Annotated in this window: 12 protein-coding genes; 11 read left to right on the forward strand and 1 reads right to left on the reverse strand. The window is 62.5% G+C overall.

Annotation, left to right across the window (positions count from 1 at the left end; all coding sequences use genetic code 11):
• The first annotated feature begins 192 nt into the window (after positions 1-192).
• The 8 genes from ACODTZ_RS11850 to ACODTZ_RS11885 all read left to right on the forward strand — a co-directional run bounded on the left by ACODTZ_RS11850 (position 193) and on the right by ACODTZ_RS11885 (position 9,775).
• Positions 193-1,494, forward strand: coding sequence for an ATP-grasp domain-containing protein (locus tag ACODTZ_RS11850; protein WP_489025912.1), 1,302 nt, complete (start codon positions 193-195; stop codon positions 1,492-1,494).
• A 53-nt stretch (positions 1,495-1,547) separates the two neighbouring features.
• Complete coding sequence (locus tag ACODTZ_RS11855; RefSeq protein WP_489025913.1) at positions 1,548-3,059, forward strand: hypothetical protein; 1,512 nt, start codon at positions 1,548-1,550, stop codon at positions 3,057-3,059.
• Positions 3,059-4,534, forward strand: coding sequence for a pyridoxal phosphate-dependent decarboxylase family protein (locus ACODTZ_RS11860; protein ID WP_489025915.1), 1,476 nt, complete (start codon positions 3,059-3,061; stop codon positions 4,532-4,534). Before ACODTZ_RS11855 ends, ACODTZ_RS11860 begins: the two co-directional genes overlap by 1 nt.
• A 144-nt stretch (positions 4,535-4,678) precedes the next feature.
• Positions 4,679-5,341: an outer membrane protein gene (locus tag ACODTZ_RS11865; protein WP_489025916.1), complete on the forward strand. Its 663-nt coding sequence runs from the start codon at positions 4,679-4,681 to the stop codon at positions 5,339-5,341.
• Positions 5,342-5,568: 227 nt separating this feature from the next.
• Positions 5,569-6,666, forward strand: coding sequence for a septal ring lytic transglycosylase RlpA family protein (locus ACODTZ_RS11870; RefSeq protein WP_209233403.1), 1,098 nt, complete (start codon positions 5,569-5,571; stop codon positions 6,664-6,666).
• Positions 6,667-6,708: 42 nt separating this feature from the next.
• A complete protein-coding gene (locus tag ACODTZ_RS11875) occupies positions 6,709-7,920 on the forward strand; it encodes a D-alanyl-D-alanine carboxypeptidase family protein (RefSeq protein WP_489025918.1) in 1,212 nt (403 codons plus the stop codon).
• Positions 7,921-8,061: 141 nt separating this feature from the next.
• A complete protein-coding gene (gene tmk, locus ACODTZ_RS11880; protein ID WP_112979729.1) occupies positions 8,062-8,757 on the forward strand; it encodes a dTMP kinase in 696 nt (231 codons plus the stop codon).
• On the forward strand, positions 8,750-9,775 hold the full coding sequence (locus ACODTZ_RS11885; protein ID WP_489025920.1) for a DNA polymerase III subunit delta': 1,026 nt from the start codon (positions 8,750-8,752) through the stop codon (positions 9,773-9,775). The genes tmk and ACODTZ_RS11885 overlap by 8 nt, the downstream gene beginning before the upstream one ends.
• Before the next feature lie 16 nt (positions 9,776-9,791).
• Here the strand turns inward: ACODTZ_RS11885 and ACODTZ_RS11890 are convergent, their stop codons facing one another.
• A complete protein-coding gene (locus ACODTZ_RS11890) occupies positions 9,792-10,586 on the reverse strand; it encodes a sulfite exporter TauE/SafE family protein (RefSeq protein WP_112979731.1) in 795 nt (264 codons plus the stop codon).
• Positions 10,587-10,855: 269 nt separating this feature from the next.
• On the opposite strand from ACODTZ_RS11890, the gene metG reads away from it, so the two are divergent.
• From metG to ACODTZ_RS11905, 3 genes are read left to right on the forward strand one after another with little or no spacing between them, the layout of a single operon-like run.
• Positions 10,856-12,409, forward strand: coding sequence for a methionine--tRNA ligase (gene metG / locus ACODTZ_RS11895; protein ID WP_489025922.1), 1,554 nt, complete (start codon positions 10,856-10,858; stop codon positions 12,407-12,409).
• Between the two features lie 7 nt (positions 12,410-12,416).
• Positions 12,417-13,199 (forward strand): TatD family hydrolase, encoded by a 783-nt coding sequence (locus ACODTZ_RS11900; RefSeq protein WP_489025924.1) that lies wholly within the window; start codon positions 12,417-12,419, stop codon positions 13,197-13,199.
• Between the two features lie 4 nt (positions 13,200-13,203).
• Positions 13,204-14,037, forward strand: a complete 834-nt coding sequence (locus ACODTZ_RS11905; protein ID WP_489025925.1) for an MBL fold metallo-hydrolase — start codon at positions 13,204-13,206, stop codon at positions 14,035-14,037.
• The last annotated feature ends 8 nt before the right edge of the window (positions 14,038-14,045 follow it).

Consider the following 14,045-nt stretch of genomic DNA (forward strand, 5'->3'; position numbering starts at 1 on the left):
AATTGAATAGGCATGGCCACGCTCCCTTCGTGTCCAGCGGCACTGCGGCGATTTGTGCGCACCGATCGACCGGAACAGCAAGGCCCACGCAAGCAACCAGGCACAAAAGTGAACTCGAATATTTGCCAATCGGTGATGTCGCGGTGAGTCACGCCGCGGTCGATCAAGCCGGTTCATATGGAGTTGATGCCCGTGAAAACTGCCGCCGCCCAGATCCACGAACTTGAAGACCTGCACGCAATAGCTGGCAAGGCGGCGATCGTTCGCACGGTCTATGAGGGCAAGGACATCTCGCCTTATTGGGATGCGCTGATGGCGCGGGTATCCGCCGACGTCTCCGATGCGGGTGCCTTCATGGACCTGGCGATCATCCTGCAAACGCTAGGCAAGAGCCACGAAGCCGCCATCACCCAGAAGGGCGCGCTGGAGATGAGCCGCAAATACCATATTCGCAACGGCAGCGGGTCGGGCCTTCGCGTCCTCGTGATCGCCACCCGCGGCGACTTCATGGCCAATACGCCGATCGAGTTCCTGCTGGAAAGCTCCAACGCGAACATCCTTCTCCACTACGTCGACGAGTTGACGGCTGATCTGAACGATATGCCGGAGCATGATGTGGCCTTCGTCGCCGTCGGCGAGTCGCCTGAAAATCTGGCCGTGCTGGAAAACCTCGAGCATCTGCTTGCAAGCTGGACCGGCCCGATCGTGAACAATGCGCCGCGCCGGGTGATCGACCTGTCGCGTGAGGGCGTGGCCGAAGCCTTCCGCAACGAGCCCACCATCCTCGCTCCGATGACGACGCGCATCGCTCGCCAGACACTCGTCGATCTGGCAGCTGGCTTGCTCTCGATCAACTTGATCGACGGACTGACATCCTTCCCGATCATCCTTCGCCCGGTCGGCACCCATGCCGGTCACGGAATGGAAAAGATCGGTTCGACGGAGGCGATTGCCGCCTATCTCACCGGTCGGCCGGAAGCCGAGTTCTACATTGCTCCCTTCATCGATTACAGCGACGAGGACGGCAAGTTTCGCAAGCAGCGCATCGCGGTCATCGATGGCAAGCCCTATGCGAGCCACCTGGCGATCTCCGATCACTGGATGGTGCACTACCTCAGCGCCGGCATGGCGGAGCATGCCGAGCGTCGGCTGGAGGAGGCGTCGTGGATGGCGGATTTCCAGACCGATTTCGCCATGCGCCACGCCGACGCGTTTGCAGCGCTGCACCGCCGCCTGGGCCTCGACTACTTCGCCATCGATTGCGCCGAGCTATCGGACGGACGCCTGCTGTTGTTTGAGGCAGACGTGGCGATGATCGTCCATTCGATGGATTCCGAGACCGTCTTTCCCTACAAGAAGCAGGCAATGGCAACGCTGTTTTCAGCGTTCGAAGATGCGCTGGCCAGCCGCGCGCGCGAGGGCAAACCTCTACGAGGCCAGCAGGCGCACGGCTCCAATCAGGCAGGCGTCGTGTCGCTTGTGGAAGCGCTGTGATCGCAGCTTCGAGGGCCACCAGATCCGGAGACGACATATTCGCTGCCAGGACGATGGCCGAACTTGTTCCTGATTACCGGCACAAGCTGGGCGCGGCCAGTATCGACCACACGCTGTCGCTTCTGTTCGCGGCCGGCGGCGACAGCCGTATCTGGCCTGACGCAGCAACAGGCCGCAATCGATACGGAACCCGCACCACTGCGGCCAAGGACGAAATTTCCTTCGCGTCCACGACCGCGAGCAACGTTTCGCTGCAGGGCTTCACCGCTGCCGGCCACCAGCTGAACCGGCTGTTCGGCGTCGATGGCACCACCGCTGTCGCCGTCGACGAATGGTTCGCCGAAATCCGTGGCCGTATCGGCAGCAACATCGGATGCGACGAGAGCGGCATCGTGCTTGCCGCATCCGGAACGGATGTGGAGCTGCTCGCGCTCAGCCTGATGCTTGCGCTGTCGCCACGCCCGATCACCAACATCCTGATCGCGCCTGAGGAGACCGGAAGCGGCGTACCGCGCGCTGCCTCAGGCCGCCATTTCTCGGATGCGACGGCGCTGGGACACACGGTCAGTGCAGGCGAGATGCTCGCCGGTATTGCCGCCGATCGCGTCGAAGTCCAGACGGTGGCGATCCGCAACGCTTTGGGGCAAGCGCGGAACCCTGACGATGTCGACGCTGACGTCATATCGCTTGCCGAGGACGCGCTGAAGCGCGACAGGGATGTTCTCGTCCATGTTCTTGATACGTCGAAGACAGGCCTGACCGGCGTCTCGCGACAGGCTGCTCGGTATATATCAGCGCGCGCGCCCGGACGTGTTCGTATTCTTGTCGATGCCTGCCAGTTTCGCTGCAGCGCCGCCGCGCTCGCCAGGGATATCGCCGACGGCTTTCTCGTCGCCGTCACCGGCTCGAAGTTCCTTGCCGGTCCGCCCTTCGCGGGCGCGCTTGCGATACCGCCGGCGCTTGTCGAGGAACTTGCTACGAAACAGGCACTTGCGCCGGGGCTTTCTGATTACACGGTTCTCCATGATTGGCCGGCGCGCCTGCGCGGCGGCAATGACCAGCAATTCGGATCGCACTTCAATCTCGGCCTGGGCCTGAGGTGGATCGCCGCGCTTGAGCAGCTGGAGCCTTTGGCCGCAATCGATGCCGCCGTTCAGCGCCGGATCAAGCAGGCTTTCGCCGACCTCGTACGCGCCCGCGCGGAAGGCCTTGAAGGTGTGTTGATCCATCCCGATGACGAAGGCGGCCACATCATCGATCGCGCCATCTTCCCCTTGACCATGACCGCTGACAACAACGGCTTCGCCTCGCTTGCGCAAGCGCAAAGTATCCATCTGGCACTCCGCGAGAACGACATTGGACCGGTCTGCCACGTCGGGCAGGCAGTCAATCTCGGCGCCCGCACGATCCTCAGGGTCGCCGCCTCGGCTATCGACATCAACACCGTGTCCGATAGACTGGCCGGCGGCGACACGATGGAAAAGGCGATGCGGCCGATCGCCGACGATCTCGACATCGTGTTCGAGAAATGGGCCGCCGTCTCCCGGGCTGATCGAGGGCTCTGATGTCACGGATTGCGAAAACAGACGCGCCAGTGGGGTCGGATCTGGAGAAGTCGACGAGCCTCGACCCCGCGGACTGGCAGGCGTTTCGCGAAGCAGCCCACCGCATGCTCGACGACACCATCGATCATATCGCCAATGTCAGGCAAAAGCCGGTCTGGCAGCAGATGCCGTCGGACACGCGGTCAAGGTTCGCCCGCGCGCTGCCGGATGATCCCCGTGCGCTCGACGATGTGCTCGATGATGTCCGTACGCATATCTTTCCCCACGCCACCGGCAATCTGCATCCGCTGTTCATGGGCTGGGTGCATGGGGCCGGCACACCCGTCGGCATGGTGGCTGAGATGGTCGCCGCGGGCTTGAACATGAATTGCGGCGGCCGCGATCATGTCGGCATCGAGGTTGAAAAGCAGATCGCCCTATGGATGGCTGAGGCGCTTGGCTATCCCTCATCGGCAAGCGGTCTCTTCGTCACTGGTTCGTCGATGGCCAATTTCCTGGCACTGACCATCGCCCGCACCGAGGCCTTGAGCCAAAGCGTGCGGCGGGACGGATTGCGAAAGGCCGACAGACAGTTGGTCGCCTACACATCCTCGCAAGCGCATGTCTGCATCGCGCAGGCCATGGAGCTGTCCGGCATCGGCTCGGCGAACCTGAGGTCCATCGCGGTCGACGACGCCGGCCGGATGAGCGTCGAAGCGTTGGCCGCGGCGATCACGCAAGACCGCGCACAGGGCTTGCTCCCGTTTCTGGTGGTCGGAACGGCAGGCACGGTGAACACCGGTGCGATCGATCCTCTGTTGGAGATATCCAAGCTCGCCGAAGCGGAAAACATCTGGTTCCACGTCGATGGGGCCATCGGCGCGCTGGCCATGCTGTCGCCTGAGATGCGTCAGCTGTTTTCGGGCATCGAGCGGTCTGCCTCGATCGCGCTCGACTTCCACAAATGGGGCCATGTGCCCTATGACGCCGGCTTTCTTCTGGTGCGCGACAGTGATGCGCACAAGCGCGCATTCGCCCAACCGGCCGCGTATTTGCAGCGGTCGAGCAGGGGGCTTGCCGCCGGCGAGACATGGCCATGCGATCTGGGCCCCGATCTGTCGAGAGGCTTCCGGGCGCTGAAGACCTGGATGACGATCGAAACGCTGGGCACGGAGCGGATGGGACATGCCATCGCGCGCACGTGCGAACTCGCCCGCTATCTCGCCGCAAGCCTCAAGCGCGATCCGCGCTTCGAGATAAAGGCCCCGGTTGGCCTCAACATCGTCTGCTTCGGCATTCGTGGCGCTGACGACGATTTCATTCGCGACCTCGTGCTTGATCTTCATGAGCAGGGATTGGCCGTGCCCTCCTGGACAACGCTGCAGGGCGAACTGGTGGTGCGCTGCGCGATCGTCAATCACCGCACGACCAGCGGGGATATCGACGTCTTTCTCAAGATCCTGACGGATTATCTCGACCGGTATCCGCGAGCCTGAGACGAGGCGTCGAAAGCGCAGCCACTCAGGCGCTGTTGTCTTCCAGACACTACGCAGCAAATGAATCAGACGAGCGGTGCTACTGAAATAGCCCTGTTACAAACGGCGGCGAATATCCCGGCCATCGCAACCTGGGGACCACTCATGCGCCGCGCATTCCGCCTCTCCACATACGCACTCGTTACCGCTGTCTGTCTCTACGCTCCGGCAAAGGCCGAGGATCTGCAGTTCTCCGTCTATGGTGGCTACCAGACGGCACCGCACAGCGGCGTGGATGTCTCCGACGGCACGCATTTCAATGCCGGCTGGGAAGGCAAGTCCTTCGGCTCGCCGCCCTATTACGGCGCGCGCGTCACCTGGTGGCTCGAGAACCTCAATCACCCCAACCTCGGCCTCTCGATCGATTACACCCACGACAAGGTCTATGCCGACGAAAAGACGCTGGCGACATCGGGCTGGTCGCACTTCGAATTCACCGATGGCCTGAACCTTCTGACGGCCAACGCGCTCTATCGCTTCCCGATCGAGGGGCAGCGCTGGACGCCCTATGTCGGTGCCGGCGTCGGCGTCAACATTCCGCACGTCGAAGTGACGCGCCCGCAGGGCAAGACCTTCGATTACGAGTTCGGCGGCGTGACGTTCCAGGCCCAGGCCGGTGTCGATTTCCGCATCACCGATCGTTGGTCGACCTTCGTCGAGTACAAGGGAACCTATTCCCGTGTGAACGTGCCGATCGATAGCGGCGACAGTCTGAAGACCAACATCATCACGAACGCCGTTAACCTGGGTGTCTCGTTTCACTTCTGACAGCTCATTGATCGCTGGCCGAGAGACCACCCATGTGCCGGATCGCTTCATTAATTTAGCGATCCATTAACCATATTCATTAGAATTGTCTCTATCTCGGCGAAAGCTTTCGCAAATTCGCCGCGAAGGTCGCATGATTAAAGTCTCGTTAGGTTGATGGCGGTACGGCTTGTTTTGCCTGAATGGGCGGACTTTGAGCCATAACGGTCTTGAGCGGCGTGGGACATATGAGACGAGACTTCGGGGCGGCGGCACTTGCGACACCAATGCGGTGGGTAGGCTTGTCGCTTATCTGTGCGACAGTGACCGCTTGCGGAACGGCACCCACGACGACGGCCAAGCGCACCCACGGCAAGGAATATTTTGCCGAGTCGGAATATGGCGTGAAGGCGAGCCCGCGTGTCGCCACCGGCAACAATATCCCGAAGGGCGGCGGTCGCTACATCGTCGGCAATCCCTATGTCGTCAAGGGTAAGACCTATTTCCCGAAAGAAGATTTCTCCTACAACAAGGTCGGCATCGCATCCTGGTACGGGTCGGCTTTCCATGGTCGCTTGACGGCCAATGGCGAAGTCTACGACCAGATGCACATTTCCGCCGCGCATCCGACATTTCCGCTGCCGAGCTATGCGCGCGTGACCAACGTTGAGAACGGCTCCTCCATCATCGTGCGCGTCAACGACCGCGGCCCCTATCATGAAGGCCGCATCATCGACCTCTCGAACAAGACCGCTGATCTACTCGATCTCCAGCACAGCGGCACCGGCAATGTGCGCGTGCAGTATGTCGGCAAGGCCCGCATGGATGGCCACGACATGCCGTATCTGATGGCCTCCTACGTGCCGAAGGGCAGCCGTATTCCCGGCGTCTATCCGGGCGAGGGGCAGATCGCCACCGGCGTCATGGTTGCCTCCAACAGCAAGCGCATCACCCGCGACGAGATCCAGAGCTTCGGTGGGTTCACGCCGCCTGCGGCCGATAGCGTACCGGTTCCGCGCTCCGCGACCTCCTATGCCGGCTCGACGCCGAGCGCGCCTTACAACGCCGCACCTGTGCCGACTCTGCGTGCGCCGTCCTTCGACAACGCCGCGCCGGCCTCGTTCGGCGAAATGGTCGTGCTGCCCGAGATCGGTCCCTATCCTTATGAGCGCCCCTATGGCTGGCAGCAGGGGTCGATGGCCATGGGCTACCAGGAAGAAGGCGTGAAGACCGTGACGGTCGATCTCGCCTTCGACGCGGTCATGGTTCGCAATGACGGCTTGACCGAAGACAGCATCCTGGCATCATTCAAGCGTCAGAAGGCAGCGAAGGCTGCGCTGAAGTAAGTGTTTCCGAGGTCCTTCGGGGCCGGATCGATGAGGGTTTCGATGCTGAAACATATGCTTCGTCTGTGTGTCTGCCTGTTGCCGCTGGCCCAGGTCGTTTCGACCGATGCCGTGGCGGCACCCGCTGACGCCAACCAGTCGTTCGTCACCAAGGCGGCACAGGCGTATATGGTCGAAGCGTCGACCGGCACTGTGCTGCTTGCCAAGAACGAGCATCAGACATTCTCGCCGGCCTCGCTCGCCAAGCTGATGACGGTCGAGCTCGTCTTCGATGCGCTCACAAGCAAGCAGATCACGCTCGACACCCAGTATCCCGTCTCCGAATTTGCCTGGCGCACCGGCGGCGCGCCGTCGCGCACCGCGACCATGTTCGCGGCGCTGAAATCCAACGTGCGTGTAGAGGACCTTGTTCGCGGGATCGCCATCCAGGGCGCCAACGACAGCTGCATCATTCTTGCCGAAGGCATGAGCGGCGGCGAGCCGGCTTTCGCCGAAAGCATGACGCGACGCGCAAGGACGCTCGGCATGCAGCACTCCCTTTTCGCCAACTCCACCGGACTTCCCGACGGCAAAAGCAAGACCACAGCTTATGACATGGTCGCGCTGGCGGAGCGCCTGCAACAGGGCTATCCGGCCTACTATCCCTATTTCGCGCAGCCCGATTTCGAGTGGAACAAGATTTTCCAGCGTAGCCGCAACCCGCTGCTCGGCTTCGGTCTCGGCGTCGATGGCCTGGCGACAGGCTTTGCCGAAGGCGAGGGCTATTCGATCGTGGCATCGGCCGAGCGCAACGGCCGCCGCCTGTTCATGACGCTCGGCGGAATCGCCTCCGACAAGGAGCGTACCGAGGAAGCCAAGCGCGTGCTCGAATGGGGCCTCAGCGCCTTCGAGATTCGCCAGCTCTTCGCGGAAAACGAGGTCATCGGCACGGCGAGCGTTTATGGCGGCGCATCGCGCAGCGTCGAGCTCGTCGCCAAAAGCCCGATCAGCGTCTACATCCCGGTCAACAATCCCGACCGGCTTGCCGCCCGCATCGTGTATCACTGGCCGCTACCGGCACCGATTGAGGCGGACCGAGAAGTCGGCACGCTGCGCCTTTTCGCCGGCAGCAGACTGCTTCGCGAAGTGCCGCTCTACACCAAGGCCGCGGTCGAGGAGGGCACTCTCAGCAGCCGCGCCGTCGATGCCGTTCTGGAGCTCGGCGAAACGCTGCTGTTTTCCTGGCTCTGGGATAAGCCGGCCGAGCCCACATGATCGCCATAGTCGCGCTTCACCTTGTGACAAAGCTGAGAGATCGACGCGAAGCGGTTCCGCTCGCCGTTATCTTCGGCTAGATGTACGGGTGTGGCGCCACAGCGCCGATTGAGTGCAGGCCAAGATCGCAGGAACATATTGTTGTCATCCGCTACCGGATTGTTCGTTACGTTTGAAGGCGGTGAGGGTGCTGGTAAGTCCACCCAGATCCGTCGGCTGGCCGATGCCTTGCGCGCCAGGGGTCATGAGGTCGTGGTTACGCGCGAGCCGGGCGGTTCGCCGGGTGCGGAGGCCGTGCGCCATGTGCTGCTCTCGGGTGCTGCCGAGTCCTTTGGTACGCGCATGGAAGCGATTCTCTTCGCGGCCGCCCGCAACGATCATGTCGAAGAAATCATCCGTCCGGCCCTTGGTCAGGGCAAGGTCGTGCTCTGCGATCGCTTCATGGATTCCTCACGCGTCTATCAAGGCGTGACGGGCAATCTGGAGCCCGATTTCATCGAGACGCTGCAGCGCGTCGCGATCAACGGCGTCGTGCCCGATTGCACGCTGATGCTCGACCTGCCGGCCAAGGCCGGTCTCGAACGCGCCAAGCGCCGGGGTGCTGCCGGCGACGTCGCGCCCGATCGCTTCGAGAAGGAAGAGATCGAGACCCACGAGAAGCGCCGCGAAGCCTTTCTTGACATAGCCTCGCGCGAGCCCGAGCGCTGCCACGTCGTCAACGCCATGCAGACCGAGGAGGCGATCGCAGCGGAGATCGTCTCGATCGTCGGCCAGTTGCTGGCGCCTGCAGACGCCCCGAAGGTCGTTGAGCCAGCGATGAGTGCGATCGATGAGTGACGAGCACCCGAGCCTTCTCGACGGCGCGATCTGGCCGCCCGAAAACACCAAGCTCTTCGGTCATGAAGACGCCGAGGCCTTCCTCGCGCAATCCTACCGCTCCGGCAAGGGCCACCATGCCCTGCTGATGGAAGGACCGTCGGGGATCGGCAAGGCGACGCTTGCCTTCCGTTTCGCCAATCATGTCCTGTCGCATCCGGACCCGGAGAGTGCGCCTGACGTCCTCGCCGATCCCGATCCGAACTCCTCCGTCAGCCGCCAGATCAACTCGGGCGCCTCGCACAACCTGTTGCATCTCGCCCGTCCGGTGGACGAGAAGACCGGTAAGGTGAAATCGGCGATCACCGTTGACGAGGTGCGCCGCGCCGGCCGCTTTTTTTCGCAGACGTCGGGCACCGGCAACTGGCGCATCGTCATCATCGATCCCGCCGACGACATGAACCGAAGTGCTGCCAACGCCATTCTGAAGATCCTCGAGGAGCCGCCGAAGCGCGCGCTGTTCCTGTTGATCTCGCATGCGCCGGGCAAGCTGCTCCCCACCATCCGCTCCCGCTGCCTGCCGCTCAAGCTGTCGCCACTCGGTGATAACGCGCTGCGCTCGGCTCTGGGTCATCTCGGCGTGGACGCGGACGACGCGTCGCTGCTGGCGTCGGCCAATGGCAGTGTCGGTGAAGCGCTGAAGCTGGTGAACTACGGCGGCGGCGAGATCATTTCGGCCTACAACGAGGTTCTGACTTTGCAGGGGCCATCGGCGCGCAAGGCCATGCACCGTCTGGCCGACGCGCTGTCTGGCAAGGAAAGCGACACGATCTTCGAGTTCTTCGCGGGCCATCTCGGCGACGACCTCATGGGCAAGGCGAAGGCTGCGGCGATGGCGGGGCAGGTGGCCCAGGCCGAACGCTTGTCACGCCTACACAGCGATATCATCGAGCGCCTGACGGTCTCCGACGCCTACAATCTCGACCGCAAGCAGACGATTCTGAGCATTCTCGGCGATATCAAGCAGCCCGGACCTTGATCCGTTAAGTCCCTGATCAGGAAGTCAGAAGCTTGTAAGCGACGACGGCCAGTGTTGCAGCCAGCACCAGGCGGATGGTCCGCTCATGCAGCTTCGGCGCAAGCAGGCTGCCCGCGATGATCCCCGGGATCGAGCCGACGAGCAGCGCCGCAAGCATGATCCAATCGATCTCGCCGATCATCCAGTAGCCCATGCCGCCGATCAACGTCAGCGGCACCGCATGGACGATGTCGGAACCGACGATCTCGCGCACATCGAGCCTGGGATAAAGCACCAGCAGGATGGTGACGCCAAGCGCGCCTGCTCCGACCGACGTCAACGTGACGAGAATACCGAGCGCCAGCCCGAGCACGACGGTGAGAATGCCAAGCGTCGCCGGCCGCAGAGTCCGTCGCTCGCCTGTGGAACGCTGCGCGAACGCCAGCACCTGTTTGCGAAACACCAGCATGAAGGCCGTCATGACGAGCAGCCAGCCAAGCGCCGTCGTGATCGTATGCGCGACTTCGATGCTCTTGCGGTCGACGCCCGACAGCAGCCACAGCATGATCAGCGCCGCCGGCACGCTGCCGGCGGCAAGACAGCCGACGATCCGCCAGTTGATGCGCCCGTGCATCCCGTGAACCGCGGTGCCGGCGCTCTTGGTGACGGCCGCGTAGAGCAGGTCGGTCCCGACGGCGGTCGCCGGATGGACGCCGAACAGAAGCACCAGCAACGGCGTCATCAGTGAGCCGCCACCGACGCCGGTGATGCCGACAAGCGCGCCGACGAAGAAACCCGAGAGCGAATAAAGCGGATCGAAATGGGAGAACATCAAATCGCAGGCCCCAAGCCTGCATGCAATAAGCCTACGTGGAAGCGGTAGGCGCGGGGGACGGCTGATGTCACGTTTGCGGAACCCTGTTCGATGGTTCCCTTGGGTAGAATGTGGAAAAAAACGAGTCAAGCGCGCGGCGGTCACGAAGATTGCACTGCTGCGTGTTGGAGGCGTCGCTTTCCAAACTTACTGTTTCGCTTCGCCGCCACATGCGCTAAGGAGCGGCATATAGATTTCAAAGAATAAGCCGCACGAGAATGGCCGCCATGACAGACAAGACACCCTTCTACATCACCACCGCGATTTCCTACCCGAACGGCAAGCCGCACATCGGCCACGCCTACGAGCTGATCGCGACGGATGCCATGGCGCGCTACCAGCGCCTCGACGGTAAGGACGTGTTCTTCCTGACCGGCACCGACGAGCACGGCCAGAAGATGCAGCAGACGGCCCGCGCCGAAGGCATCACCGCGCAGGAACTCGCCGACCGTAACTCCGGCGAATTCCAGGCGATGGCCAAGCTCCTCAACGCCTCGAACGACGACTTCATCCGCACCACGCAGGAGCGTCACCACGAGACGTCGCGAAACATCTGGAACCTGATGGCCGATGCCGGCGACATCTACAAGGACAGCTATGCCGGCTGGTACTCGGTGCGCGACGAGGCCTATTACCAGGAAAACGAGACCGAGCTGCGCGCCGACGGCGTGCGCTACGGACCGCAGGGCACGCCTGTCGAGTGGGTGGAAGAGGCGAGCTACTTCTTCAAGCTCTCCGAATACCAGGACAAGCTCCTGGCGCTCTACGAAGCTGAGCCCGATTTCATCGGCCCGGCCGAGCGCCGCAACGAGGTGATCTCCTTCGTCAAGTCGGGGCTCAAGGATCTGTCGATCTCGCGCACCACCTTCGACTGGGGCATCAAGGTCCCGAACGATCCGGAACACGTCATGTACGTCTGGGTCGACGCGCTGACCAACTATCTGACTGCTACCGGCTACCTAGAGGACAAGAATGGCCCGCGCGCCAAGTATTGGCCGGCCGACGTCCACATCATCGGCAAGGATATCATCCGCTTCCACGCCGTCTACTGGCCCGCCTTCCTGATGTCGGCCAAGCTGCCGCTGCCCAAGCGCGTCTTCGCGCATGGCTTCGTGCTGGCCAAGGGCGGCGAGAAGATGTCGAAGTCGCTTGGCAACGTGCTCGATCCGTTCGAGCTGATCGAGCATTTCGGCCTCGACGCGATCCGCTACTTCCTTATGCGCGAAATCTCCTTCGGCCATGACGGCAATTGCAGCGAGGAGGCGATCGGCACCCGCATCAACGCCGATCTCGCCAACGGCATCGGCAACCTCGCCAGCCGCTCGCTGTCGATGATCGTCAAGAACTGCGACGGCAAGATCCCCGTCTGCGGTCCGCTGACCGACGAGGACAAGGCGATGCTGGCAGCCGCCGACGCGCTGCTCGCCTCGACCCGCGAGGACATGGAAAAGCAGCTCATCCATCGCGCGCTGACGTCGATCATCGCTGTCGTGTCCGAGACCGACCGCTATTTCGCCGGCCAGCAGCCCTGGGCGCTGAAGAAGACCGATCCTGATCGCATGGAGACCGTGCTCTACGTCACGGCCGAAGTCGTGCGCCAGATCGCCATCCTGCTGCAGCCCTTCGTTCCGGGCTCTGCCGAAAAGATGCTCGACCTCGTGGGGGCTGCCGCCGACAAGCGCGACTTTACGGCTCTCGGTGAAGCCGGTCGCCTGGTTTCGGGCACGCCGCTGGAAGCGCCAACGCCGGTCTTCCCGCGCTATGTCGCGCCGCAGGCGTGAGGCTGAGATGCTGATCGATACCCATTGCCATCTGGATTTCGCAGACTTCGAGGAGGAGCGCGACGAGATCGTCAAGCGCGCTCACGACAGTGGCGTCAAACAGATGGTGACGATCTCCACGCGTGTCCGCAAGCTGGACGGTCTGCTCGCGATCACCGAGAAGTATCCGTCCGTCTTCTGCTCCGTCGGCACGCATCCCAACAGTGCCGACGAAGAGCTGGATATCCAGGCCGAAGACCTGATCCGTCTGGCGAATGCGCATGAGAAAGTGGTGGCGATCGGCGAGGCGGGTCTCGATTACTTCTACGACACGCAGAAGCCCGAGGACCAGAAGACCGGTTTTCTGCGCCACATCGAGGCAGCACGCGAGACAAAGCTGCCGCTGGTCATCCACAGTCGGAGCGCCGACGAGGACATGGCCGCGGTCCTGACCGAGGAGACGGGGAAGGGCGCCTTCCCCTTCATCCTGCACTGCTTCTCGGCGGGTGCCGATCTGGCCCGCGTTGGCGTCGAGCTCGGCGGCTACATCTCGTTTTCCGGCATCCTGACCTTCCCGAAGTCGCAGGAGCTGCGCGACATCGCCGCCACCATTCCGCACGATCGCCTGCTGGTCGAGACCGACGCGCCTTACCTCGCGCCGAAGCGCTGGCGCGGCAAGCGCAACGAGCCGTCCTATGTCGTCAACACGGCAGAAGTCTTGGCCGAGACGCTGGGCCTCAGCTATGCCGAGATGGCCGCGATCACGACTGATAATGCCTTCCGCTGCTTCTCCAAGATGCCGAGGATCTGACACGGTGGGCTACAGACGGCGGTTCACCATTCTCGGCTGCTCGTCGTCACCAGGCGTTCCGCGCATCACCGGCGACTGGGGCGCCTGCAATCCCAACAATCCGAAGAACAGGCGCACCCGCGCCTCGTTCATGATCCAGCAGTATGACGCCAACGGCGGCGTGACCACCGTCGTCATCGATACCGGACCGGATTTTCGCGAGCAGATGATTGCGGCCAAGGTCGGGCATATCGACGCCGTGATGTACACGCATCCGCACGCCGATCATATCCACGGACTGGACGACCTGCGCGGCTACTATTTCGGCGCGCAGCAGCGCGTGCCTATTTACGCCGACGAAGCGACCATGGACCGCATTCGCCAAGGCTTCGGCTATTGCCTGGAAACACCACCCGGCAGCAATTATCCGCCGATCGTCGAGGCAAGAGTGATCCACGATCTCGACAAGCCTGTTCATATCACCGGCGCGGGCGGCGCGATCTCCTTGCGTCCGCATGTTCAGCAGCACGGTGACATCACCTCGCTCGGCTTCCGCATCGGCGATGTCGCTTATTGCAGCGATATCAGCGACTTCCCGCCGGAAACCGTACCGAAGCTTGAGGGCCTAGATGTCCTGATCATCGACGCGCTCCAATACCGCTACCACCCGAGCCATCTGTCGCTGGAGCAATCGCTGGAATGGATCGGCCGCCTGCAACCGAAACGCGCCATCCTCACCCACATGCATACGCCGCTCGACTACGACACCGTCATGGCTGAGACACCCGATCACGTCGTCCCGGCCTACGACCAGATGAGCTTCGAGGTCGAGCTGGAAAGCCTGGAGCGCGGAACCTAAGCCCACGC

The organism is Rhizobium sp. FG113 (assembly GCF_057809895.1).